Annotated in this window: 26 protein-coding genes; 16 read left to right on the forward strand and 10 right to left on the reverse strand. The window is 45.6% G+C overall.

Annotation, left to right across the window (positions count from 1 at the left end; translation table 11 throughout):
• Nucleotides 1-14: 14 nt before the first annotated feature.
• The 4 genes from sdhA to A2X74_RS08525 form a co-directional block, all read right to left on the reverse strand.
• Entirely contained in the window at nucleotides 15-1,793 is a 1,779-nt protein-coding gene (gene sdhA, locus A2X74_RS08510) for a succinate dehydrogenase flavoprotein subunit (RefSeq protein ID WP_293626984.1), read from the reverse strand.
• A 4-nt stretch (nucleotides 1,794-1,797) separates the two neighbouring features.
• A complete protein-coding gene (gene sdhD / locus A2X74_RS08515) occupies nucleotides 1,798-2,163 on the reverse strand; it encodes a succinate dehydrogenase, hydrophobic membrane anchor protein (protein ID WP_215374285.1) in 366 nt (121 codons plus the stop codon).
• A 24-nt stretch (nucleotides 2,164-2,187) separates the two neighbouring features.
• Nucleotides 2,188-2,607 carry a succinate dehydrogenase, cytochrome b556 subunit gene (gene sdhC / locus A2X74_RS08520; protein WP_293626981.1) on the reverse strand — a complete coding sequence of 140 codons (420 nt, stop codon included), beginning with the start codon at nucleotides 2,605-2,607 and terminating at the stop codon, nucleotides 2,188-2,190.
• Between the two features lie 142 nt (nucleotides 2,608-2,749).
• A complete protein-coding gene (locus A2X74_RS08525; RefSeq protein ID WP_299765296.1) occupies nucleotides 2,750-3,487 on the reverse strand; it encodes a GntR family transcriptional regulator in 738 nt (245 codons plus the stop codon).
• A gap of 150 nt (nucleotides 3,488-3,637) precedes the next feature.
• Here A2X74_RS08525 and A2X74_RS08530 point away from each other — a divergent pair, with 150 nt between their 5' ends.
• The gene (locus tag A2X74_RS08530) at nucleotides 3,638-4,627 is read left to right on the forward strand and encodes a malate dehydrogenase (protein WP_293626977.1); all 990 of its coding nucleotides are present in this window, start codon (nucleotides 3,638-3,640) and stop codon (nucleotides 4,625-4,627) included.
• Between the two features lie 12 nt (nucleotides 4,628-4,639).
• Nucleotides 4,640-5,008 (forward strand): hypothetical protein, encoded by a 369-nt coding sequence (locus tag A2X74_RS08535; protein ID WP_293626975.1) that lies wholly within the window; start codon nucleotides 4,640-4,642, stop codon nucleotides 5,006-5,008.
• An 82-nt stretch (nucleotides 5,009-5,090) separates the two neighbouring features.
• On the opposite strand, the gene A2X74_RS08540 is transcribed toward A2X74_RS08535, so the two are convergent.
• Together A2X74_RS08540 and yaaA are read right to left on the reverse strand one after the other, a co-directional pair.
• Nucleotides 5,091-6,302 (reverse strand): DUF2863 family protein, encoded by a 1,212-nt coding sequence (locus A2X74_RS08540; protein ID WP_293626973.1) that lies wholly within the window; start codon nucleotides 6,300-6,302, stop codon nucleotides 5,091-5,093.
• Nucleotides 6,303-6,313: 11 nt separating this feature from the next.
• The gene (yaaA, locus tag A2X74_RS08545) at nucleotides 6,314-7,090 is read right to left on the reverse strand and encodes a peroxide stress protein YaaA (protein WP_293626971.1); all 777 of its coding nucleotides are present in this window, start codon (nucleotides 7,088-7,090) and stop codon (nucleotides 6,314-6,316) included.
• Between the two features lie 68 nt (nucleotides 7,091-7,158).
• On the opposite strand from yaaA, the gene A2X74_RS08550 reads away from it, so the two are divergent.
• The 13 genes from A2X74_RS08550 (at nucleotide 7,159) to A2X74_RS08610 (ending at nucleotide 18,957) form a co-directional block, all read left to right on the forward strand.
• Nucleotides 7,159-8,361, forward strand: coding sequence for a methionine aminotransferase (locus tag A2X74_RS08550; protein WP_293626969.1), 1,203 nt, complete (start codon nucleotides 7,159-7,161; stop codon nucleotides 8,359-8,361).
• A 41-nt stretch (nucleotides 8,362-8,402) separates the two neighbouring features.
• Entirely contained in the window at nucleotides 8,403-9,110 is a 708-nt protein-coding gene (locus A2X74_RS08555) for a glutathione binding-like protein (RefSeq protein WP_293627134.1), read from the forward strand.
• Nucleotide 9,111: 1 nt separating this feature from the next.
• Nucleotides 9,112-9,966 (forward strand): 3-hydroxybutyryl-CoA dehydrogenase, encoded by an 855-nt coding sequence (locus tag A2X74_RS08560; protein WP_293626967.1) that lies wholly within the window; start codon nucleotides 9,112-9,114, stop codon nucleotides 9,964-9,966.
• A 42-nt stretch (nucleotides 9,967-10,008) separates the two neighbouring features.
• Nucleotides 10,009-10,488, forward strand: coding sequence for a DUF3429 domain-containing protein (locus tag A2X74_RS08565; RefSeq protein WP_293626965.1), 480 nt, complete (start codon nucleotides 10,009-10,011; stop codon nucleotides 10,486-10,488).
• 10 nt (nucleotides 10,489-10,498) lie between these two features.
• On the forward strand, nucleotides 10,499-11,812 hold the full coding sequence (locus tag A2X74_RS08570) for a replication-associated recombination protein A (RefSeq protein ID WP_293626963.1): 1,314 nt from the start codon (nucleotides 10,499-10,501) through the stop codon (nucleotides 11,810-11,812).
• Entirely contained in the window at nucleotides 11,809-12,450 is a 642-nt protein-coding gene (locus A2X74_RS08575) for a DsbA family protein (protein ID WP_293626961.1), read from the forward strand. Before A2X74_RS08570 ends, A2X74_RS08575 begins: the two co-directional genes overlap by 4 nt.
• A 54-nt stretch (nucleotides 12,451-12,504) precedes the next feature.
• Nucleotides 12,505-13,080, forward strand: coding sequence for a peptidylprolyl isomerase (locus tag A2X74_RS08580; RefSeq protein WP_293626959.1), 576 nt, complete (start codon nucleotides 12,505-12,507; stop codon nucleotides 13,078-13,080).
• A 35-nt stretch (nucleotides 13,081-13,115) separates the two neighbouring features.
• Complete coding sequence (locus A2X74_RS08585; RefSeq protein ID WP_293626957.1) at nucleotides 13,116-14,942, forward strand: bifunctional anthranilate synthase component I family protein/class IV aminotransferase; 1,827 nt, start codon at nucleotides 13,116-13,118, stop codon at nucleotides 14,940-14,942.
• Nucleotides 14,943-14,951: 9 nt separating this feature from the next.
• Nucleotides 14,952-15,512 (forward strand): NUDIX hydrolase, encoded by a 561-nt coding sequence (locus A2X74_RS08590; RefSeq protein WP_293626955.1) that lies wholly within the window; start codon nucleotides 14,952-14,954, stop codon nucleotides 15,510-15,512.
• A 13-nt stretch (nucleotides 15,513-15,525) separates the two neighbouring features.
• Nucleotides 15,526-16,263 (forward strand): leucyl/phenylalanyl-tRNA--protein transferase, encoded by a 738-nt coding sequence (gene aat / locus A2X74_RS08595; RefSeq protein ID WP_293626953.1) that lies wholly within the window; start codon nucleotides 15,526-15,528, stop codon nucleotides 16,261-16,263.
• Nucleotides 16,260-17,015 carry an arginyltransferase gene (locus A2X74_RS08600; protein ID WP_293626951.1) on the forward strand — a complete coding sequence of 252 codons (756 nt, stop codon included), beginning with the start codon at nucleotides 16,260-16,262 and terminating at the stop codon, nucleotides 17,013-17,015. Before aat ends, A2X74_RS08600 begins: the two co-directional genes overlap by 4 nt.
• A gap of 9 nt (nucleotides 17,016-17,024) precedes the next feature.
• On the forward strand, nucleotides 17,025-18,056 hold the full coding sequence (locus A2X74_RS08605) for a quinone-dependent dihydroorotate dehydrogenase (RefSeq protein WP_293626949.1): 1,032 nt from the start codon (nucleotides 17,025-17,027) through the stop codon (nucleotides 18,054-18,056).
• An 82-nt stretch (nucleotides 18,057-18,138) separates the two neighbouring features.
• Nucleotides 18,139-18,957 carry an IclR family transcriptional regulator gene (locus tag A2X74_RS08610; RefSeq protein ID WP_293626947.1) on the forward strand — a complete coding sequence of 273 codons (819 nt, stop codon included), beginning with the start codon at nucleotides 18,139-18,141 and terminating at the stop codon, nucleotides 18,955-18,957.
• 25 nt (nucleotides 18,958-18,982) lie between these two features.
• On the opposite strand, the gene A2X74_RS08615 is transcribed toward A2X74_RS08610, so the two are convergent.
• Entirely contained in the window at nucleotides 18,983-20,035 is a 1,053-nt protein-coding gene (locus A2X74_RS08615; protein ID WP_293626945.1) for a serine hydrolase, read from the reverse strand.
• Nucleotides 20,036-20,125: 90 nt separating this feature from the next.
• Nucleotides 20,126-21,013, reverse strand: a complete 888-nt coding sequence (locus tag A2X74_RS08620) for a DMT family transporter (RefSeq protein ID WP_293626943.1) — start codon at nucleotides 21,011-21,013, stop codon at nucleotides 20,126-20,128.
• 203 nt (nucleotides 21,014-21,216) lie between these two features.
• Between A2X74_RS08620 and A2X74_RS08625 the strand changes: the two genes are divergently transcribed.
• A complete protein-coding gene (locus A2X74_RS08625; protein ID WP_293626941.1) occupies nucleotides 21,217-21,759 on the forward strand; it encodes a phasin family protein in 543 nt (180 codons plus the stop codon).
• A 59-nt stretch (nucleotides 21,760-21,818) separates the two neighbouring features.
• Here the strand turns inward: A2X74_RS08625 and A2X74_RS08630 are convergent, their stop codons facing one another.
• Both A2X74_RS08630 and A2X74_RS08635 read right to left on the reverse strand, forming a co-directional pair.
• Entirely contained in the window at nucleotides 21,819-22,103 is a 285-nt protein-coding gene (locus A2X74_RS08630; RefSeq protein WP_293626939.1) for a DUF4936 family protein, read from the reverse strand.
• Complete coding sequence (locus A2X74_RS08635; protein ID WP_293627132.1) at nucleotides 22,100-22,678, reverse strand: UbiX family flavin prenyltransferase; 579 nt, start codon at nucleotides 22,676-22,678, stop codon at nucleotides 22,100-22,102. The genes A2X74_RS08630 and A2X74_RS08635 overlap by 4 nt, the downstream gene beginning before the upstream one ends.
• Nucleotides 22,679-22,682 lie beyond the last annotated feature (4 nt).

Genomic DNA, 22,682 nt, shown 5'->3' on the forward strand with positions numbered 1-22,682 from the left:
TAATTTCTCTTCGCTTAGAAAGTACGTTCTTTAGGAGGGAAGGACTCAACAGTCAATGGCTTGAGAACAACCGGCTTGTAATCCAAGCGATTGCCTTCGCTATACCAAAGTGTGTGCTTCATCCAGTTAGCATCATCACGATCTTGATGGTCATCATGTGAGTGTGCGCCACGACTTTCAGTACGAGCAGCTGCTGAAATCATCGTTGCATTAGCAGCTTCGATCAAGTTAGCAACTTCCAAAGCCTCGATACGAGCTGTATTGAAAATTTCAGACTTGTCTTTGAGCCATAAATGCTTTGCGCGCTCTGTGAGTTTAGCCATCTGGCGAACGCCCTCATCCATCAACTCTTGGTTGCGGAATACGCCAGCATATTTCTGCATAGTTTTACGAATATCGTTTGCAACGTCTTGTGCGTACTCACCAGAAGTGGAGTTATCAAGAGCGGCAATGCGAGCCATTGTTTGTTCACCAGCATTTGCAGGCAATGGTTTGAACTCGCGATTCTTGAGATCCATTGCAACAATGTGATTACCTGCTGCACGACCAAATACGAGTAAGTCGAGCAATGAGTTAGTACCCAAACGGTTTGCACCGTGAACAGATACACAAGAGCACTCGCCAATTGCATAAAGACCATTAACGATTTCGTTATGTTTACCATTAGCTGGGACAACAACTTGACCATTAATGTTGGTAGGAATACCACCCATCTGATAGTGAATTGTTGGCACCACTGGAATTGGCTCTTTAGTAACGTCAACGTTAGCAAAGTTAATACCGATTTCATAAACAGAAGGCAAACGCTTCATGATGGTCTCGGCACCAATGTGCGTTAAGTCGAGAACTACATAATCTCCGTTAGGACCACAACCGCGCCCTTCTTTAATTTCTTGGTCCATGCAGCGAGAAACGAAATCGCGTGGTGCCAAATCTTTGTAGGTAGGCGCATAACGCTCCATGAAGCGCTCACCATCCTTATTACGCAAGATGCCGCCTTCACCACGGCAACCCTCTGTCAACAACACGCCTGCACCAGCTACGCCAGTTGGGTGGAATTGCCAGAACTCCATATCCTCCAATGGAATGCCTGCACGCGCTGCCAGACCCATACCGTCGCCGGTATTAATAAATGCATTAGTAGATGCATCCCAAATACGACCGGCACCACCAGTAGCCATCATGACTACTTTAGTTTCCAAGATATAAACCTGGCCTGTTTCCATTTCAAGCGCAGTAACACCAACCACATCGCCTGCGTCGTCACGAATGAGATCCAAGGCTAACCACTCAACGAAGAAATTAGTCTTTGCGCGGACATTACGCTGATACAAAGTGTGCAACATCGCGTGACCAGTACGGTCAGCTGCTGCGCAAGCGCGTTGAACAGCTTTCTCACCATAGTTGGCTGTGTGACCACCAAATGGGCGCTGATAAATCGTGCCATCTGGATTACGGTCAAAAGGCATACCGAAATGCTCTAACTCGTAAACCACTTTAGGAGCTTCGCGGCACATAAATTCGATCACGTCTTGGTCACCCAACCAGTCAGAACCTTTGATGGTGTCATAGAAGTGATAGTGCCAATTATCTTCACTCATATTGCCCAGCGAGGCGCCGATACCACCTTGTGCAGCAACAGTATGCGAGCGAGTTGGGAATACTTTAGTTAATACCGCAACGTTGAGGCCGGCTTCTGCCAATTGCAAAGAAGCGCGCATACCTGAACCACCTGCACCAATAATTACCGCGTCGAAACGGCGGCGTGGCAATGCTTTTTTAATCGCGGTCATTGAATTACACTTTCCACAAAATTTGTACGGCATAAGCCGCACAGGCTACGAGATACAAAACAGTTAACACCTGAAGTGTTAAACGAATGCTGACAGGCTTGATGTAATCCATCCAGATATCACGGATACCAATCCAAGCGTGATAGAACAAGCTGATGAAGAATAAGAGCGTCAATAGCTTCATGAACTGATTGCTAAACAACCCAGCCCAGCCTTCATAAGTTGCACTACCAGTAATGCAATAGTCAACTAACAATACGATTGTGAAGACCACCATAACAATGGCAGTCACACGTTGAATAATCCACTCTTTAAGGCCGTAGTGCGCGCCCACAACTAAGCGCTTCGGTCCGATTTGATAAATAGGCATTAGATTTCCTTAATGAAGAAGTGCTTAGTACAAGCCGAATAGTTTTAGACCAACAATCGCAGTCAAAGCGAGACCTAAGAAAAATACAAAGATCGCTGAGCGATTGGCATCCGCCTTTTCAACGCCAATCTCTAAATCTAACAAGAGGTAGCGGATACCAGCGCAGAAATGGTGCAAGAAAGACCAAATCAAGCCCAAGAGAATCAGTTTTACGATTACGTGACCAGTGATTGCCTGGAATTTTTGATAGCTCATCTCTGAAGCTAGGCTCTGATCAAAAAGATAGAGCAAGAAAGGCAACATCAAAAACAGGGCTGCCCCACTAATTCGATGAAGAATGGAAACTTTTCCAGCCCAAGGTAGGCGGTATTTGATTAACTGGGCAAGACCAATATTTCGGTAAACCGGTCTATCTTTTTTTACGTTTTCTTGTGCATCAACCATGGGCAATCTCAATCTTTCGGTGGAGGTTCAGTGTGGTTTTGTTGTGTTGCAACATATTCTATTGGAAACCTTGGGGATGGTGGGGACTTTTTAGCGTTTAAAGGGGTTAAATAGTGGTTTTTACTGATTTTTAGTGTACTACCTAGTGCAATTTATTGTCGTAGTGCTGATCAGAAGTGTCATATCTTGCGTGCCGAATTTCTACTGGTTTATTCCCGTATGTAAAAGCAACACGTTCAACCGACAATAAGGCAGACCCCTCTTGAACTTGAAGATAGTTAGCTAGCTCTGGATTGGCTAAAACCGCCTTAATTTTCTCTTCAGCCCGAACCATATGGGTGGCATATTGACACTCATAGAAGGCATACATCGGCCCAGGCCAAGAGTTAAGAGCTTCAAGCGTAAGGCCTTTGAAGCGCCCCTCCGGCAACCAAATCTCCTCAAAAACGATCGGACGACCCGCATAGCTTTGAACACGGTCAATTCGAATAATGGGGTCACCTGCCTTTAATTTAAGCAACTTTGCTGTATAGGCGTCGGATTGGGCATTCTCGCAAGCTAAAAACTGGTTTTTGAGGTGCAACTTCTCACCAGAGTCCGGTTCTAAGCGTAAAAAGCGATATTGAAAGTCCTCTTCTTGGTGGGTAGCTACAAAAGTGCCCTTACCTTGACGGCGTACAAGTAAATTTTGGGTTGCCAACTCATCAATGGCCTTGCGAACAGTCCCCTGGCTCACTGCATAGCGTGCCGCTAGCTCCATTTCACTGGGGATAGCATCCCCAGGCAACCATTCTGAGGCCTGCAAGCTAGCCAAAATCATGGCTTTAATTTGCTCATAAAGCGGGCTAAATGAGGCAATTGGTTCGGATGTTAGTGACAAATTCACTCCACAGAGTCTTCAATTGGATAAAATTCAAGCTTATCTCATATCTTATATAAGACATGATTGACAGTGTAAATGGAAAGTCCCTACACTTGAATGGATAATAGAAAAGATTTCATTAATTAACCTCAACTGGAGTTATTAGTAATGGCAAAAGCCCCAATGCGTGTTGCAGTCACCGGTGCAGCCGGTCAAATCGGTTATTCCCTCCTATTTCGCATCGCCAATGGCGATTTGTTAGGTAAAGATCAGCCAGTAATCCTCCAGTTGCTTGAAATTCCAGATGAAAAGGCTCAAAAAGCCTTAGCTGGCGTCATGATGGAATTAGAAGACTGTGCATTCCCATTGTTGGCAGGCATGACAGCCCACTCTGACCCAATGACAGCGTTTAAGGATATTGATGTTGCTCTGTTAGTTGGTGCACGTCCACGCGGTCCTGGTATGGAGCGCAAAGATTTGCTCTCAGCCAACGCTCAGATTTTCACAGCACAAGGTAAAGCTTTGAATGCTGTAGCGAAGAAGACTGTCAAGGTATTGGTTGTTGGTAACCCAGCAAATACCAATGCTTACATCGCTATGAAATCTGCTCCAGATATTCCTGCGAAGAACTTCACTGCAATGTTGCGCTTGGATCACAATCGCGCCCTTTCACAATTAGCTAATAAGTTGAATAAGCCAGTTGCCGATATCGAGAAATTAGTTGTTTGGGGTAACCATAGCCCAACAATGTACCCAGACTATCGCTTTGCAACAGTTGATGGCAAGTCTGTAAAAGACAGCATTAATGATCCAGCATGGAACAAAGATACATTCATCCCTACAGTTGGTAAACGTGGTGCCGCCATCATTGAGGCACGCGGACTATCTTCTGCTGCTTCTGCTGCTAACGCAGCGATTGATCATATTCGTGACTGGGTTCTCGGCACGAATGGCAAATGGGTCACGATGGGTATTCCATCTAAAGGTGAATATGGCATTCCAGCGGAAGTGATCTACGGCTACCCAGTAGTTTGCGAAAACGGTGAATACAAAATGGTTGAAGGATTGGAAATCGATGAGTTTTCACGTGAGCGCATGAATCACACTCTTAACGAATTGCTTGAAGAACAAGCAGGCGTTAAACACCTTCTTTCATAAGGACCTGCATATATGAAGCGTACCCTTCTCCTCGTAAGCATGATGGCTGCTGGCTTTGTTGGCACAGCCAGTGCAAGCGAGGCAGTATCGACTTGGACTTGTAGCGAAAGCAAACAATTTAATACGACCGGGACAATAGAAAAGATTCGCCTAACATGGCAATCCAAAACTTTTGAACTGGTTCGTGAAAATTCTTTGCCTGGTAGTTTGCGTTACAAAAATACTACCAGCGGGCATGATCTGGTGGTGCTCGGTAACAAGGCTATGCTTTTTAATATTAAGTCTGGAACTCGTCTTGCAGATTTCTGCCAAACCGCAGAAATGAAAAGGGGCGACCTTCCTCATTTATTTGCTGACGCGGAACCGTTTACACAGAACTAAATCTTAGCCCTGACTCCACAATAAAAAAGCCGAGAAATTCTCGGCTTTTTTACTTATCAAGATCTATAGAGTTACTCAAATACTAATGAAATAAAGGTTGCTGTGTAGGCGCATCATCAGGCAACTCCGCATGCACGGCATCACCCGATCGATCTGGAAACAGTGGTGCTCCGCAATCATCGCAAAGCTCTGGGTCAAATAGCATTGCATGGCGGAAGACATCATCAACCCCGGCATCCCTAAGCGCATCTGCAATTCGCTTCATCGGACTCTCATCATCCGATAAATCATTGAGCGCATCATTAGCAACACTCTCTCGGTCGTATAAAGGCCAAATCACACCATACACAACCTCAGAGGAGCCTTTTAAGCTAAAGGAGATTCGATACTCATCAGCTTGATCTTCGCCAAATGCCCCTACTACGCAAGACAATCCTGCCGGCAGAACTCCAAGTGTGCTCTCAAGAAAATTGACAGCAGCCCGGATACTTAGTGGACGGACCTGCTTATCCGCCAGTCGGCAATTCGTAAAATATGCTTCTGGCAATAAGAGCTCAAACTCACAACCCGGTAAAAGTGCGGCAATAGGTTCTTGCATCATGTTTTGCCAACCGATCAAGCTGACACCACGCTCTTGACGTGTTGGTGCATCAGCTTGCCATCTGAAAAGTGGAGAGCCAGAAGGTGCAGCAACAGCAGCAATAATGAAGCGCGGATCGGCCAAAACTGCAATGGTCTCTGACATCTCTCGCAACTCTAACTTCACCTCACTAGCGCTAATAGCAGCGCTTGCTAAGGCCTCTGTAAGTAGGCGCGTTTGACAATGCGAGTGCGGCATCTGATCAATGCTGTAAAGCCAGGGAACAATGGCTAGGCGCGCATCAGTAGAAGCAATTGAGCTATGCAGTGCGGCAGCCGTAGATTCAATGACGCTCACTGGAAGCGCACCTGAAGGAATCTGATAGCGGGTATGTGCAACGATCGGTAAGGCCAATAAAAGCACATCCCAATTCTGATCCTCATGCACCATAAGCAAAGACTCTGCCAAGGTCTCAGCGCAATCTGCAAGCACCTCGAAGGCTACAGTATTAATTCGAAATGTTTGATCAAGAGCGGCATCAATTACATTTTGATTTTGGCTTTTGAGAAGGCGCATTAAGCGAACATTTAAGCGCTCTTCCCAATATTGGTCCTCAATATGACTCCCGGAGGCCGCCAAAGAAATAGCATCCGCTACAAGACGTTCGACATCCGGTGAGGTGCGCTGCGAGGATTTAGTGCGATGAACGGCCATGGTGCACTCTCCTACTTTCTTTCAGGTCGTCTAAACATGGGCTTCTCTGGCTTAGATTCAGAGGCAACATATTTGTAACCATCCAAATTGAAGCCTTTCAAATCTACTGGATCAGTAATGCGATTCTCAACCACATAACGTGCCATTAAACCTCTAGCTCGCTTAGCGTAGAAGGAAATGATTTTGAATTTACCGTCTTTACCATCTTGGAATACTGGGGAGATTACCGGGCAATCCAAGTTCTTCGCCTGCAATAACTTGAAATACTCTTCAGAAGCTAAATTGAGGAGAACAGGTTTCTTTTGCTTTTCCAGAACCGCCTTCAAGGAATTGGTCACGCGCTCACCCCAAAACGCGTACAGGTCTTTACCTCGAGCATTTTTGAAAGGGGTGCCCATTTCTAGGCGGTAAGGCTGCATTAAATCTAAGGGGCGCAAAGCACCATACAAGCCTGACAGGATGCGCACATGATCTTGGGCAAAAGCAATCGCCTTGGCATCAAGCGTCTTCACGTCAAATCCATCATAGACATCGCCATCAAAGGCATAAATCGCTGGCTTGCTATTCTCATCAGTAAATTTCTTAGACCAGTCACGATAGCGCCCCACATTCAGCGCAGCTAGCTGATCCGATAAGCCCATCAGATTGGCAACCTCCTGAGGGGAGAGTTTCTTTAAGTCAGCTATCAACTTAGCTGATTCCGAGACGAACTCAGGCAAGGTCGGAGCCTTAACCTTGGCAGGGGTTTTGTAATCTAAGGATTTAGCAGGTGAAAGGACGATCAACATGGCACAATTTGAGAATGAATTACTCCCATTCTAGCGACTACCTACCTTATTTGCCCTAAACCATCCGCATGAACCAAAACCCCCTTCTGACGCCAGTATTTCCCAGTCGCCTACCTGAGGTAGGAACCACGGTATTTACAGTCATGTCGGCCCTCGCTACAGAGCACAAAGCAATCAATCTAGGGCAAGGCTTTCCAGACTTTCCTTGTGATCGGGAACTCATATCTCAGGTCAATACAGCAATGCTGTCTGATCACAATCAATATCCACCAATGATCGGGATTGCGGACTTACGTCAAGGCGTGTCAAAAAAAATATCCGCTTTGTATAGCCATGACTACAACCCCGATACAGAAATTACTATCACCGCTGGGGGCACCCAAGGAATTCTCACGGCTATCTTGTCATGTGTCAGCGCAGGCGATGAAGTTGTCATCATTGAGCCAGCCTACGATAGCTATCGACCTTCAATTGAATTGGCTGGCGGAAAAGTAATTGCCGTATCTTTAATCGCTAATCGCGATGATCAAGGTAGTGTGAATTCTTACTCAATACCTTGGGATGATTTAGCTAAAGCTATTAATCCAAAAACACGACTCATCATCATCAACACTCCCCATAATCCAACTGGGATGATTTGGCAAAAGACGGATCTAGATCGCCTGGCAGATTTAGTCAGAAACTCCAATGCATTGATCTTAAGTGATGAGGTCTACGAGCATATGGTGTACGACGGGCATCAACACGCTAGCATAGCCAGCCATCCTGAGTTAGCAGCGCGAAGTTTTCTGATATCGAGTTTCGGTAAAACCTACCATGTCACCGGCTGGAAAGTGGGTTATGTTGCTGCCCCCGCATCGATGATGGCGGAGTTTCGCAAGGTACATCAATTCAATGTGTTCACAGTAAACACGCCAATGCAATTTGGTTTGGCCAAGTACCTTGAGAATCCAGATCACTACTTAGGACTGTCATCCTTTTATCAAGCTAAGCGGGATTTTTTTAGTAAGGGCTTGACTGAAACAGGCTTTGAATTATTACCAGCTCCAGCAACGTATTTTCAGTGTGTCAATTACACAAATTTACAGATCCCTCAAGCGAAGATGGGGGAAGCTGATTTCTGCTTGTGGCTTACCACCAAGATTGGTGTTGCTGCTATTCCAGTTTCCGCTTTTTACGCCCATCCGGTTGAGTCTGGCGTAATCCGTTTTTGTTTTGCTAAAAAAGAAGAGACGCTTTCAAAAGCATTAGAGCGTTTACAAACCCTGTAGAAGAGGAATTCATCGTGGCAATAAGCAAACCCAAGAAAGACATTATTGATGTTTATAGCTGGCCAACACCAAATGGTCATAAGGTGCACATCATGCTTGAGGAATGTGGATATAAGCTAGGCAAAGACTGGATTGCCCATCCAATTGATATTGGGGCTGGCGATCAATTCAAGCCAGAGTTCTTGGCAATTAGTCCGAACAATAAAATTCCCGCCATCGTGGATCCACAAGGACCTGATGGCAAACCAATCCACCTTTTTGAGTCTGGAGCAATCCTGCTCTACCTAGCATCCAAAACGGGAAAATTTTTACCCAAATCCACTCGAGGTAAATACGAAGTCTTGCAATGGCTCATGTTCCAAATGGGTGGCTTGGGGCCTCTATTGGGGCAAAACCACCATTTCCGGCTCTATGCACCAGAAAAAATAGACTATGCAATCACTCGATACACTAATGAAGCTAAGCGCTTATACGGGGTGTTAGATCATCAACTGCAAGATAATCCCTATATTGCTGGTAAAAATTATTCCATTGCGGATATTGCAATTTTTCCTTGGACGCGAAACTGGAAAAACCAAGGGATTGAGATTGATGAGTACCCGCATTTCAAGCGGTGGTTTGAAATGGTTGGTGAGCGCCCTGCTGTCAAGCGTGGTGTTGAAGTATTAACCGCATTACGTAAGCCCTTGCATGACGATAAAGCAAGAGAACAATTATTTGGTTCATCACAGTATCAAAAAAGGAAATAGCATGAAGATTCAATCGGTCGGAGTTATTGGCGCGGGCACGATGGGCAATGGCATTGCGCAGGTTTGCGCTGTTGCAGGGCTTGATGTTGTAATGGTGGATATCAATGACGCTGCTGTTGAACGTGGTTTGAGTCAAATCAGCAAGAGCTTAGATCGCCTCGTCAAAAAGGAAACTCTCACAGCAAAAGACAAAGATGCTGCATTAGGCCGGATCAAGGGAAGCACATCTTATTCTGACTTTAAGGGTCTGCAATTGGTGATTGAAGCTGCCACTGAGAATCAAGCCATTAAAGAGAAGATCTTGAAACAAGTTGATGAGATTGTCGACAAAGAAACCATTATTGCTACGAATACTTCCTCACTATCCATTACCAAGCTTGCTGCTTTAGATTCCAACCCAAGTCGCTTTATCGGTATGCACTTTTTTAATCCGCCGCCAATGATGGCCTTGGTAGAGGTGATTCGAGGTTTGCAAACCTCTGATGCAACACACGCAGCCATTATTGAAATGGCTAAGCGTATTGGTAAAGAGCCCATCACAGTCAAGAACTCACCCGGCTTTGTTGTCAATCGCATTTTGTTGCCGATGATTAATGAAGCCTTCTTTGTCCTGCACGAAGGGCTAGCTAGCCCGGAGGACATTGATGCTGGTATGAAATTGGGCTGCAATCAACCCATTGGCCCACTTGCTTTAGCTGACCTGATTGGTCTTGATACCTGCTTGGCGGTAATGGAAGTTTATTTTGAGAACTTCAGTGATTCCAAGTACCGCCCTTGCCCATTGCTTCGTGAGATGGTTGCAGCAGGATATCTCGGCCGCAAGACGGGTCGTGGCGTCTATACCTACGATCAATAATTTTTCATCCCATCATCCATTAATCCGAGTAAAGAAGTTTTTGTGAACCCATTACCCCCTCTTGTTCGTAAATTAGCCTACGCTGGTCTCATCCCTTTTGTGAGTCTCGCTTTAATGGTGCAGCTTGCACCAACTCCACTCAACTACTTAAGCGCTGAATCACTAGCCGGTTATGGGGCTGTGATTACTGCTTTTATGGGCGCATTACATTGGGGTGCTAATTTACATACGCTGGGGAAGGCACCTCCGGGCGACCGCTGGGAAGACCGCAACGCCTGGATTTGGGGTGTGATACCAGCAATAGTAGCCTGGGTTGCGTTACATATTTATATTCCGGTTGGCTTGGTAATCTTGGCATCAGCATTGGTGATACAGCGCAATATTGATAAAGAAACCTATCAGTACTATTTTTCTAGTGAAGAGGCTTGCGCAGCTTTTATCACCCTGCGCAATCGACTGACATTTGTTTCTGTCAGCTGCTTAATTTGGGCCGCGCTAGTTATTTTGTTTGTACAAAACTAAATCCTTAAAAATGGGCAATCTATTTGATCAAGCGCCTCCGCCTCCATTGGCGGAAGCCTTGCGCCCATCAAGCATTGAAGAGGTTATTGGACAAACACATCTACTAGCCTCCGGTAAGCCACTTAATCTCGCCTTTGCTTCTGGCAAGCCGCATTCAATGATTCTTTGGGGGCCGCCAGGTGTTGGTAAGACTACCTTAGCAAGACTTTCAGCAAAAGCCTTTGACCGAGAATTCATAGCAATATCAGCTGTTCTTGCCGGTGTAAAAGAAATTCGTGAAGCTATTGAACAGGCCCAACAGAGCATGTCTCAATACGGCAGACAAACTATTTTGTTTGTAGATGAGATCCATCGCTTTAATAAAAGCCAACAAGATGCTTTATTGCCCCATGTTGAGTCTGGGTTGTTTACCTTCATTGGCGCCACCACCGAAAACCCCTCATTTGAAGTTAACTCAGCCCTCCTCTCGCGCGCACAAGTCTATGTACTCAAATCATTAAGCACTGAGGAGCTTAAGCAATTATTTGATCGGGCACGTGAATATGCCATGCCTGGTATCCAGTTTGAATCACCAGCAATAGACAGCCTCATAGAGCATGCAGATGGTGATGCTAGGAGGTTACTCAATTTAGTAGAGCAAGTACGCAATGCAGTTTCCACACCAAACTCGAATATTGAGATGGTAGACCAGCAATTTATTGAAAATGCTTTGACTGTTCAAGCACGTCGCTTTGATAAAGGGGGCGACCACTTCTACGATCAGATTTCTGCGCTACATAAATCTGTGCGCGGCTCTAATCCAGATGCTGCACTGTACTGGTTTTGCCGAATGCTCGACGGTGGTGCTGATCCCCGCTATCTCGCAAGAAGAATTATTCGCATGGCCTGGGAGGATATTGGTCTTGCCGACCCCAGAGCAATGCAGCTAGCAAACGATGCAGCCCAAACCTTTGAAAGACTCGGCTCTCCCGAAGGAGAGCTAGCGCTTGGTCAAGCAGTCGTCTATTTGGCGATTGCTGCCAAGAGTAATGCAAGCTACAAGGCCTTTAATGCCGCTAGAGCCTATGTTGCCAACGATCAAAGTAAACCCGTACCTAACCATTTACGCAACGCTCCAACCAAGCTCATGAAAGAATTGGGACATGGAAAAGAATATCGCTATGCGCACGATGAGCCCCATGCCTACGCTGCCGGCGAGTCCTACCTTCCAGAAGGAATGGCAGAGCCTCATTGGTATGAGCCAGTTGATCGTGGACTAGAGAGCCAAATTGCCGAGAAGATGGCGTTCTTGCGTAATTTAGACAGGGAGTCTAAAAAGAAATGATTCAAGATAAGACTGGCACTAAGGTTCTTAAAGGGACTTTTTATTACGACATCATTTCTCCATTTTCATACTTCTATGTCAAGCAGCGCCATCAACTTGATCATCGCATAGATATTGAACCAGTCCCAATCTTGCTCGGCGGCCTCTTTCGAGCGACAGATAATCGCGGCCCAGGTGAAGTAGAAGCAAAGCGCCCTCACACCTACCAATACTGTGTATGGCTTGCTGAAAAGTTAGGTTTACCTTTTCGTTTTCCTGAACATCACCCCTTTCTTACAGTGGCAGCACAGCGTTTACTGGTTCAAGAACATGCTGATTGGGAAATGGTTGAGCGTGCATTCGAGTATGTTTGGGTTGAGGGCAAGGATCCCAATTTATCTTGGCCGGAATTTTGTCTACACCTTGGCCTATCAGCCGACACCCCCAAGCCAGATGCGCCGGAAATTAAGGCAAAGCTGATTAGCAATACCGAACGCGCAAAAACGGATGGTGCGTTTGGAGTGCCAACCCTCATCATCAATGACCATGCTTTTTGGGGTGTAGACACCATTGCCTGGGTACTAGATTATCTTGATAGGCCAAACATGTTTGAAGAAGCGGCTTATCGCTATGCCGCCCAAGTCCCATCTGGACTTTGAGCAATACAATCAGTCATTAGCTATTTTTTATTTGATTTTTAAGGACCTACTACTATGCGCAAGATCATTGCTTCTCTATTCATTATCACCAGCCTGATTGCTAGTGCCGCAAGCTTTGCAGGTCCTAAGGTGGAATTTAAAACCACCATGGGTAATTTTGTTGTTGAGTTGGATTCGGTCAAGGCACCAAAGACCACGGCCAATTTTTTAAACTATGTGAATAGCGGTTTTTATAACGGTACCATTTTTCACCGCGTGATTGATGGCTTCATGATTCAAGGTGGAGGCTTTACTCCAGACCTAGTTCAAAAACCTACTAATGCGCCGGTAGCTTCAGAGGCTCAAAATGGCCTCAAGAACCAAACTTACACCATTGCTATGGCGCGCACTTCAGATCCTGATTCAGCTACAGCTCAGTTCTTTATTAATGTTAAAGATAATGAAGGCTTAAATTATCCCAATGCGATGGGCAATGGCTACACCGTATTCGGGAAAGTGATTTCTGGTACGCAAACCATTGATGCCATTCGCAAGATCCCAACTATGCTTGCAACAGCGCCAAAAATGGGACGTATGTCGGACGTGCCCAGCAAGACTGTCACGATTGAATCTGCAACTGTTTTGAAGTAGTTTTCATCCTTACTTGAACCCTGATAGTCAATAGCATGATATTGCTAGATGACGCACAAAGCACTCAGGCAGAGCCGAGCAGTCGCCTCTATGAACAGGCACTGCAGTGCTGGACTGTGTATGCCCAATCCAGCTCCTCACAAACAATCACTGCGGTAGATGAATGTCTGCGGAGCATTAATGAAGCATTGACTCGCGGTGAATATGTTGTCGCTGCATTTGCTTATGAATTAGGCCTATACATTCACAACATTGATCGGCGCCTTGATGGCGTAAAGCATCAGCATCCACTAGTTCAAGCATGGTCGTTTAAATCCTATGAGAGCTTAAGCAAGCAGGAAGTTGATGCACTCATTAGAGGCAGAGTTAAGACGCTTGATTCTGACTCTCAAATTGCAGGCGTTAGCAATCTTCATTTTTCCATTAATGTAGAGAAATTTAAGTCTGATATTGAGGCTATTCAAGAGTACATTCGTAATGGTGATACGTATCAAATTAATCACACCTTTCGAATTACGGGAGAGACCTATGGTGACCCACTCGCACTGTATGCGCGACTAAGAAATCGCCAGCCAGGAAGATTTGGGGCATTTATTGAGAGTGACTCGAACTACATTCTTTCCCAGTCCCCTGAATTATTTATTCAGAAGCAAGGCGGCACTTTAAAGGCTATGCCGATGAAAGGGACCGCAAGTGCGCTGAATGATTCAGCAGAGCACTTATCGGCAGATGCCAAAAATCAAGCGGAGAACGTCATGATCGTTGATTTACTCCGCAACGATCTGAGTCGCTTAGCCCTGCCAGGAACGGTAAGTGTTCCTCAACTTTTTGAGGTTGCCAGATACGGTGACGTTCTACAAATGACCTCAACAGTTAAGGCAGAGGTGAAACCTGGGATTGAATTACGGGATGTCATTCATGCAGTCTTCCCCTGTGGCTCAGTTACTGGCGCACCCAAGAAGCGCAGCCTGGAGATTATCCAAGAATTAGAGGGGCAAGATCGCGGCTACTATTGTGGGGCACTTGGTTGGATTGATCCCAGTGGTGACTTTGCATTTAGCGTGCCGATTCGCACCCTTGAAATTGATCGGAATCCAAAGACCCTAGCCTCACCTTTTACTTTGGGCATTGGCGCCGGCATCACGATTGATTCTGAGGCGAATCAAGAATGGGAGGAGTGCCAAATTAAAGCAGCCTTCTTGAGCGAGATGCCAAGCGAAATAGGATTATTTGAAACTATCCTAGTTCATCAAGGCAAGGCTCAATATTTGCAGCTCCACTTGAAACGCTTGGCTGACTCTGCGCTGGCACTAGGTATATCCTGCGACTTGAGCAATATCCTTAAATCTATTGAAGATGCGTGCGCAAACTGCACTAAAGCAACTCACTATCGATTGCGATTAGATTTGAACTTCGCCGGCAAACCGAGCTGCCAAACATATCCAATTGAACCACTGCAAGGTCCAGTAAAGATCTTTTGGGCGAGCGATATTCTTCCCGACCCAAGTAAAGCCACCCTTCACTCGGGCAATATCTTATTGAAGCATAAGGTGAATAGTCGAGATGTCTATGACCAAGCTTGGAAGTTAGCAGAGGAACGCGGTGGCTTTGATGCCCTATTTATTAATGAAAATGGCTTCGTGACTGAAGGTGGGAGAAGTAGTGTTTTTATTAAGTCCGGAAATCGCTGGCTCACACCACCAGTCTCCGCCGGTCTTCTTCCAGGGGTAATGAGATCAATCATCTTGAATAATCCAGAGTGGAATGCCCATGAGGCTAACCTGACTATTGAGGATGTTCTAAATGCAAAAGAGATTATGCTTAGTAACGCCTTACGCGGCCACATCTCTGCCCATTTTTAGAAAGACTGCATGAAGTTTTGCTCTCACTGTGCATCACCAATTAGCATCAAGATTCCTGCAGATGATTCGCGGGAGCGTCATGTTTGCGACTCTTGCGGTGTCATTCATTATTTCAACCCCCGCAATGTAGTTGGATCCATTCCAGTCTATCGCGATCAAGTCCTATTGTGTCGTCGCGCAATTGAACCTAGACATGGCTTTTGGACCCTGCCAGCTGGCTTTATGGAGTTAGGTGAAAGCACGACTACTGGAGCGGCTCGAGAAACACAAGAAGAAGCTGGTGCCATTGTTCAAATTGGCCCACTTTATTCACTACTCAATGTGCCGCATGCAGAGCAAGTACATCTTTTTTATCTCGCCACAATGAACTCACCAGATTTTCAGGCTGGAGAAGAGAGTTTAGAGGTTGCGCTGTTTGATGAAAAGGATATCCCCTGGAGTGAGATCGCATTTCCGACAGTCAAGCAAACCTTAGAGTGGTTCTTTGCTGATCGTGCTGAAGGGTTATTTGATACAAGCAAAGAGTTTAGCGTGCGCAGTAGAGATATTCTTCCAACAGAAAAGATCTAGACGCAGCAAGTTTATGAGCAACATCAATTGGCTAGGATCTCAGGATGAATTTCCAAATCCAATAAATTGTCCAGATCCCGATCCAACTGTGCCAGGTTTAATTGCAGTTAGTGAACGCATTTATCCCGGACAACTGGAACGTGCATATCAGATGGGAATATTTCCGTGGTACTCGGACAACCAACCAGTGCTCTGGTGGTCTCCCAATCCTCGAATGGTGTTAAAGCCTGCACAATTTAAATGCCATGACTCATTAAAGAAAACCATACGTCATTTTTTAGTGGATTCTAGGAGAGATATTTGGGTTGATCATGATTTTGGAGCAGTCGTTCGCTCCTGTGCAACTGCCAGCAGAAAAGATCAGGACGGAACCTGGATCACCCATGAAATCATGGACGCCTATACCGGCCTTCATGAACAAGGTCACGCCCACAGTATTGCTGTAATGGAGGATGGGCATCTGATAGGCGGACTCTATTGCGTCGCTTTTGGTGGGATGGTCTTCGGGGAGTCTATGTTTAGCTACCAAGCCGATGCTTCAAAAATTGCCTTAGCAGCTCTGGCAGCTTGGTGCGAGCAACATCAGGTGGAAATGATTGACTGTCAGCAGGAGACTGCCCATCTTGACTCGCTAGGCGCGGCACCAATTTCACGCGATCATTTTTTAGCCCGTCTGCAAATTACCTTAAAGCAAACTAATATAGAGATTCCTTGGAAATTTAATAAAGAAATTCTGCGTCACTGGCTATGACACAACTAAAAGAGCTGCCTTTAACCGAGCTACAGTTTTATGCAACAGCGCCCTACCCTTGCAGCTACCTGCCGGGCAAAACTGCGCGCTCACAGGTAGCAACCCCATCGCACTTAATACATGCTGATTTATATAGCGAGCTAGTCAACGCGGGATTTCGTCGAAGTGGTTTATATACCTATCGCCCCTATTGCGATGAATGCAATGCCTGCACCGCAACCCGCATTCCAGTTAAAGACTTCAAGCCTAATCGCAGCCAGAAGCGCGCACTGAAGAAGCATGCTGGACTGGAGATTCGCATTCTCAATTTGGGCTACCAAGAAGAGCACCTCCAGCTATATCAAAACTACCAAAATGATCGTCATGCTGCTAACGATATGGATGAAAGTAAGGACGAGAGCCAAGATCAGTACATGCAATTTCTATTGCAAAGTCGAGTGAATTCCAGAATCGTTGAATTTCGGGATGGTCCAGACGAAAGCGAACCTGGTCGTCTGCGCATGGTTAGCATGATCGATATCTTGGATCAGGGCATCTCTTCTGTTTACACCTTCTATGACACCAGCAATCTCTCGGCAAGCTATGGGAGTTACAGCATCCTATGGCAAGTTCAACAAGCTTTAGAGTTGGATCTTCCCTACCTTTACCTAGGCTACTACATTCAGAATAGTGAAAAAATGTCCTATAAGGCTAAATTTCAGCCTATTGAGGGTCTAATCAATGATTACTGGCAGCCAATCATTGGGCCATAATATCTACCCATGATCGATAGCTACCCCCTTTTGCGCCCCTGGCTTTTTTCTTTAGATTCAGAGCAAGCTCACAACCTCACCCTGAGCAATCTGGATCGCGCTCAGCGTTGGGGACTGTTACGTTGCTTAGTGAATCAACCCGATTTGGATCCACGCGAATTTTGCGGCATCACTTTTCCGAATCCCGTGGGGCTTGCTGCCGGGCTTGATAAAGATGGTAAGCATATTGATGCGCTAGCTACCTTAGGTTTTGGTTTTTTAGAAATTGGAACCGTCACACCGAAACCACAGCCCGGCAATCCAAAACCCCGCATGTTTCGCCTGCCTGAAGCGCAAGCCATCATCAATCGCATGGGCTTTAATAACGATGGTGTCGATGCCTGCGTCAAGCGCGTACGGAATTCTAACTATTGGCAGAATGGTGGCATTGTTGGATTAAATATTGGCAAGAATGCAAGCACCCCAATTGAGAATGCTGCGAGTGATTACATCACTGCGATGCAAGCAGTTTATGAAGTTGCCTCTTACATTACCGTCAACATCTCCTCTCCCAATACCCAGAACTTGCGTGCACTTCAGGGTGAAGATATGCTGCGTGCCCTCCTAAGCTCACTAGATTTATCACGCGAAGCACTAAGTGATCAGTATGGCGTACGCAAGCCTCTCTTTTTAAAGATTGCACCAGACTTAGATCAAACCGATATCAAACTCATTGCCGATCTCCTTTTGGAATTTAAGATTGATGCTGTCATCGCAACTAATACAACCATTGCACGAGATGCAGTGAAAGGACTCCAGTTTGGAGAGGAGCTTGGTGGTCTCTCTGGTGCACCAGTTCGAATTGCCTCCACAGAAATAGTTCAAAATCTCAAACAATATTTGGGCGATGCCATTCCAATTATTGGTGTTGGTGGCATTCTCTCGGGTAAGGATGCTTTGGAAAAAGTTGAGGCAGGTGCCAGCCTAGTGCAAATCTATAGCGGGCTTATCTACCGAGGCCCTCAACTGATTACCGAGTGTGCCGCTGCTCTAAAGAGGTAAATAGATAGGCCTATATGGGTCTACACAGGTATTCTGCATTTCATATTGTGCAATTTCACCAAAAATCGCTACAATTGACAATATGAGTACGAGCAAAACCGAAAAAGTGTCAAAAACACCTGGTGAGGCTGGTAAAACAGCGATTCAGGTGGTTGAGCGCATGATGAACCTACTGGATGCCCTGGCTAATCATGAAGAGTCCACCAGCCTTAAAAGTCTTGCTGAAGAAACCGATCTACACCCCTCCACAGCTCACCGCATCCTCAATGACCTAGTAGCCTGCCGCTTGGTTGAGCGAGGTGATGGCGGAACCTATAGGCTAGGCCTCAAGCTGCTGGAGCTTGGCAACCTCGTAAAGGCGCGCTTATCTGTCCGCGAAGCTGCACAAGCACCGATGCGTGCCCTGCATAAGCTCACCGGTGAAACCATCAATCTTTCTGTTAGACAAGGTGATGAGATTGTTTACATTGATCGAGCCTATAGCGAACGTTCTGGCATGCAAGTAGTCCGTGCGATTGGTGGACGTGCACCACTACACCTCACTTCGGTAGGCAAATTATTCTTAGCGAGTGATGATCCGAGTCAAGTACGTGCTTATGTCACGCGTACTGGCTTAGCGGGACATACTAGGAATAGCATTACGGAGCTAAGTAAACTCGATGTAGAGCTAAATCAAGTACGTAAATTGGGTCATGCAAGCGACAATGAAGAATTGGAGCTAGGTGTGAGTTGCGTTGCTGCTGAGATTTATGATGACAGCGGTAAATTGGTCGCAGGGCTCTCCTTAAGCTCCCCTACCGATCGCATTCAGTCTGACTGGTTAAAACTCCTGCAAGACACCGCCTTGCAGATTTCCAAAGGAATGGGCTACAAACCCAAGGTCAATGAAAATAATCATTGAAGAACAATTAGGCTTGTAACTTCAATTACATTAAGCGACGAATAGCTTGAGGCTCGCCTGAGGGCATGTGCTCATACCAATCCCGAACCCTTACCGCATCAGCAAAACGCGATTGCGTACCGACCGAGTCCAAGAAAACCAATAGCAAGGGTGTGTTATTGACTCTGGCCTGCATCACTAAACATCTGCCTGCCGCATTAATAAAGCCCGTTTTTTGCAGGCCAATATTCATATCACCAGCGCGCACCAAACGATTAGTGTTTACGAATTTCTGGGGTCGCTTTCCAATCACCATAGTTAAATCAGGCCAGGTGGAAAACTCGCGAATTACTTTGTATTGGTAAGCAGCGCTCAGCATACGGGCGAGGTCTTCCGCTGAAGCGACATTCTCACTCTTGAGACCGGTAGGATCAGCAAAGTTGGAATGCGTCATGCCAATCTCTTTGGCCTTACGATTCATGGCATCGATAAAGGCTGAAATACCACCCGGATAATTTCGACCAAGGGTATATGCTGCACGATTTTCAGACGACATCAAAGCCAGCAATAAGGCCTCTTCTCTCGTTAAAACCGTGCCACCAGAAAGACGAGAGCTTCTATAAATGTTCACGTCATCTGAGTTAATGACCAGTGTTTCATCCATTGGCAATTTAGAGTCGAGCACTACCATTGCGGTCATCAGTTTAGTAATGGATGCAATCGGCAAACTCACTGAGGAGTTCTTTTCAAAATAGACATCTTTGGTATCTTGATTAACGACCATGGCAACGCTGGACTTAAGATTCAGATCATCATGCTGCCCACGTAAGCCCAAAGCAGTTGCAAATGAAGGTCTTGCTGCTACAACTGGCTCGCTTGAACGCGTGACCGTAGTTCGAACGGATTTAGATTTCTTAGTGGATTTTGCAGACTTCTTTACAACTACTTTGGTAGTTGATTTAGCGGCTGAATTAGACGATGTTTTAGATGATTTGGCAGACTTAGAATCATTATTAGCCGCACTCACCTGAAAAGAAGTAGATAGGCCGAATGACATTAGTCCAACTAAAGCGATACGCCAAAATCGATTCAAATGCATCCCAAATTGCCTTCCAAAACTTTTAACATACCGAATAATAAATAACTTTTACTCATCAGCAAATCTTATTCATCCTCATGCCCCAGAAACTCACTCAGCAATCGTCGCAACTGAGTTTGATTGCCGCGCATTAACCAATACAACGCCAGTCATTGTGAGAGCTAAACCTCCTGCCATCAATATCGTAAAAGGCTCATCAAATAGAAGCCAAGCCATTGCAGCCGTAGTTGGAGGCGTTAAATAGAGCAAGCTGGTCACCTTGGTTGCCGCCCCTTTGCGAATCATCATAAAGAGCAAGCTGATAGACCCAATCGATATCGGAAAGATCGACCAGAGCAAAGCCCCGGTGACTGAGGCATTCCACACCATCACTCCAGACTCGAAATAAAACATCAAGATAAAGCATAGGATGGCTGAGGTGCCAAATTGAATAGACGATCCCGCGCGCAAATCAAATACAGGACAGTATTTCTTCTGATAAAGAGTGCCAAAAGTAATTGACAGTAGCGCCGCAAATGCAAGCATGTAACTTAATAGTGGAATATGCGCAAAACCAATCTTTTCAAAAACTACTAGAGCGACTCCAGCAAAACCAAAAGCGAGTCCAACCCACTGTCTCGTTGTCACCTTTTCAGAAACCCAGGCGGCCAGCCATGCCGTCAAAATCGGCTGAAGCCCCACAATAATAGCGACCAATCCCGCGGTCATGCCTAAGCGAACTGCAAACCAAACCCCTGCTAAATATCCAAACTGAAGTAATACGCCCGCTATAGCGATATGCCGCATTTGCGACCAACTTGGCCAAGTAATTTTCCAAACAAGGCTTAAACAGGCCATAGCCATCAAAACCCCAGAAAAACGCCAAAAAAGGAAGGTTGCTGGCTCTACATAAGGCATTGCCATCCTAGCAATGACAAATCCGGTACTCCAAATCAATACAAATATGGGGGCAATGAGGCTATCAAGCTTGAAAGTCATAAGCAACTTATTGAAATTGGGGCAATTTTTTCTGTAAACCATGATTTTAGGCTTATTTACATCTCACACAGCTCAATTACCTCACTCGGGGAATTTAATGTTGCAACGCAATAAGGGATGGGTACAAACCACAACAAAAAAACAGCAACAAAAATTAGCTATCACGGGCAAAATAAGTCAAAGCCACAAGATAAGGGATTGAGATGAACTTAACGCCGGAACAAATTGCAGCAGCTCAAAAAGCGAATTTAGAAACCTTGAGTGGATTAACAAATCAAGCACTTCAAAGCATAGAAAAATTAGTAGAGCTTAATATGCATATTGCCAAACAAAGTTTGAGCGATAGCATGAGCAGCGCTAAAAAGGCGCTAGAAGTAAAAGATATCCAGCAGCTACTCGCACATCAAGCAGCGGCTGTTCAGCCAATGGCGGAAAAGATCATGGCCTACAGTCGCCATCTCTATGAATTGGCCCACGAAACTCAAGCGAGCTTTACAGAGTCAGCTGAAAAAGAATTTCAGGCTGGGCAAAAGAAAATCAACGCCCTAGTTGAAGACTGGACGAAAAATGCACCAGCCGGCTCTGATGCTGCTGTTCAAGCAATGAAACAAGCTATCGCATCCGCTAATAATGTTTTTGAGACTAGTCAAAAAGCGGTAAAGCATGCGGTGGAGGTAGCACAAAGCAATCTCAGCAAGGCCACTAACTCAGCAACAGCCGCTAGCAAGACAAGCAAAAAGAAATAGTCAGATTATTTCTATAGTAGTGGTAAATAATTGGCTTCGAATTTCGAGGCCAATTTCTTTTATGAGTCTATCGGCACAAATAGCTCATTCAGACGTGGGTGTGGCAAACCCTCCTCAAGAGCAAGCTGATCAAGCCTCAATCGAAATTGTGGAAGCACAGCATCGCTCAAGATATAAATCTCCATCCACGTCTCCCTACCAGCATCATCCTTATTTGGCCTTTTTAATAAATCAAACTCAAGACCCGGAAACTCTTTAGCGAGTTGTTCCTGTACACGCTGAACTACGCTAGATACTCCCGGCAATTCATCGACCAGAAATTTATAGTAAACATAGAGATTCATTTTTCACCACCCATGCCATCCCAACGCTTGACCATATTATTGTCAAGATCAAAAAGGTCTAAGCATCTACCCACCGTATGATTGACCATCTCATCTAAAGAGCTTGGTCTGGCATAAAAGGCTGGGACTGGCGGCATCACAATGGCGCCGTACTCAGTGACCTGAGTCATCGAACGCAAGTGTCCAGCATGAAGCGGGGTTTCTCTGACTAGCAATACTAGGCGGCGACGCTCTTTTAAAATGACATCGGCTGCACGAGAGACCAAACTGCTAGTAACTCCAGTGGCGATTTCAGAAAGCGTTCGGATTGAACAAGGTGCAATTACCATTCCCATAGTGTGAAAGGAGCCCGAAGATATTGATGCCCCGATATTCTTTGCTGAATGCACAAAATCAGCCAATGCCTCAATTTGAGCTGGCTTATAGTCGGTCTCCGCTGCCATCGTTAATTTGGCCGAGTCGCTCATCACAAGATGCGACTCGATATTCAAATCCTTTAAAGCCTCCAGAATTCGAACACCATAAATCGTTCCTGATGCTCCGGTAATGGCAACTATTAAGCGCTTTTTCAAAATATTT

The organism is Polynucleobacter sp. GWA2_45_21 (assembly GCF_001830325.1).
Classification (GTDB): domain Bacteria; phylum Pseudomonadota; class Gammaproteobacteria; order Burkholderiales; family Burkholderiaceae; genus Polynucleobacter.

What these genes read in the sequence shown, in the direction of transcription:
- A2X74_RS08570 (WP_293626963.1), top strand. Translation starts at nt 10,499, where the DNA reads ATGGGCAATCTATTTGATCAAGCGCCTCCGCCTCCATTGGCGGAAGCC.
- sdhD (WP_215374285.1), bottom strand. Translation starts at nt 2,163, where the DNA reads ATGCCTATTTATCAAATCGGACCGAAGCGCTTAGTTGTGGGCGCGCAC.
- A2X74_RS08575 (WP_293626961.1), top strand. Translation starts at nt 11,809, where the DNA reads ATGATTCAAGATAAGACTGGCACTAAGGTTCTTAAAGGGACTTTTTAT.
- A2X74_RS08560 (WP_293626967.1), top strand. Translation starts at nt 9,112, where the DNA reads ATGAAGATTCAATCGGTCGGAGTTATTGGCGCGGGCACGATGGGCAAT.
- aat (WP_293626953.1), top strand. Translation starts at nt 15,526, where the DNA reads ATGAGCAACATCAATTGGCTAGGATCTCAGGATGAATTTCCAAATCCA.
- A2X74_RS08620 (WP_293626943.1), bottom strand. Translation starts at nt 21,013, where the DNA reads ATGACTTTCAAGCTTGATAGCCTCATTGCCCCCATATTTGTATTGATT.
- A2X74_RS08630 (WP_293626939.1), bottom strand. Translation starts at nt 22,103, where the DNA reads ATGAATCTCTATGTTTACTATAAATTTCTGGTCGATGAATTGCCGGGA.
- A2X74_RS08610 (WP_293626947.1), top strand. Translation starts at nt 18,139, where the DNA reads ATGAGTACGAGCAAAACCGAAAAAGTGTCAAAAACACCTGGTGAGGCT.
- sdhC (WP_293626981.1), bottom strand. Translation starts at nt 2,607, where the DNA reads ATGGTTGATGCACAAGAAAACGTAAAAAAAGATAGACCGGTTTACCGA.
- A2X74_RS08550 (WP_293626969.1), top strand. Translation starts at nt 7,159, where the DNA reads ATGAACCAAAACCCCCTTCTGACGCCAGTATTTCCCAGTCGCCTACCT.
- A2X74_RS08585 (WP_293626957.1), top strand. Translation starts at nt 13,116, where the DNA reads ATGATATTGCTAGATGACGCACAAAGCACTCAGGCAGAGCCGAGCAGT.
- A2X74_RS08615 (WP_293626945.1), bottom strand. Translation starts at nt 20,035, where the DNA reads ATGCATTTGAATCGATTTTGGCGTATCGCTTTAGTTGGACTAATGTCA.
- yaaA (WP_293626971.1), bottom strand. Translation starts at nt 7,090, where the DNA reads ATGTTGATCGTCCTTTCACCTGCTAAATCCTTAGATTACAAAACCCCT.
- A2X74_RS08590 (WP_293626955.1), top strand. Translation starts at nt 14,952, where the DNA reads ATGAAGTTTTGCTCTCACTGTGCATCACCAATTAGCATCAAGATTCCT.
- A2X74_RS08530 (WP_293626977.1), top strand. Translation starts at nt 3,638, where the DNA reads ATGGCAAAAGCCCCAATGCGTGTTGCAGTCACCGGTGCAGCCGGTCAA.
- A2X74_RS08625 (WP_293626941.1), top strand. Translation starts at nt 21,217, where the DNA reads ATGAACTTAACGCCGGAACAAATTGCAGCAGCTCAAAAAGCGAATTTA.
- A2X74_RS08540 (WP_293626973.1), bottom strand. Translation starts at nt 6,302, where the DNA reads ATGGCCGTTCATCGCACTAAATCCTCGCAGCGCACCTCACCGGATGTC.
- sdhA (WP_293626984.1), bottom strand. Translation starts at nt 1,793, where the DNA reads ATGACCGCGATTAAAAAAGCATTGCCACGCCGCCGTTTCGACGCGGTA.
- A2X74_RS08580 (WP_293626959.1), top strand. Translation starts at nt 12,505, where the DNA reads ATGCGCAAGATCATTGCTTCTCTATTCATTATCACCAGCCTGATTGCT.
- A2X74_RS08605 (WP_293626949.1), top strand. Translation starts at nt 17,025, where the DNA reads ATGATCGATAGCTACCCCCTTTTGCGCCCCTGGCTTTTTTCTTTAGAT.
- A2X74_RS08600 (WP_293626951.1), top strand. Translation starts at nt 16,260, where the DNA reads ATGACACAACTAAAAGAGCTGCCTTTAACCGAGCTACAGTTTTATGCA.
- A2X74_RS08535 (WP_293626975.1), top strand. Translation starts at nt 4,640, where the DNA reads ATGAAGCGTACCCTTCTCCTCGTAAGCATGATGGCTGCTGGCTTTGTT.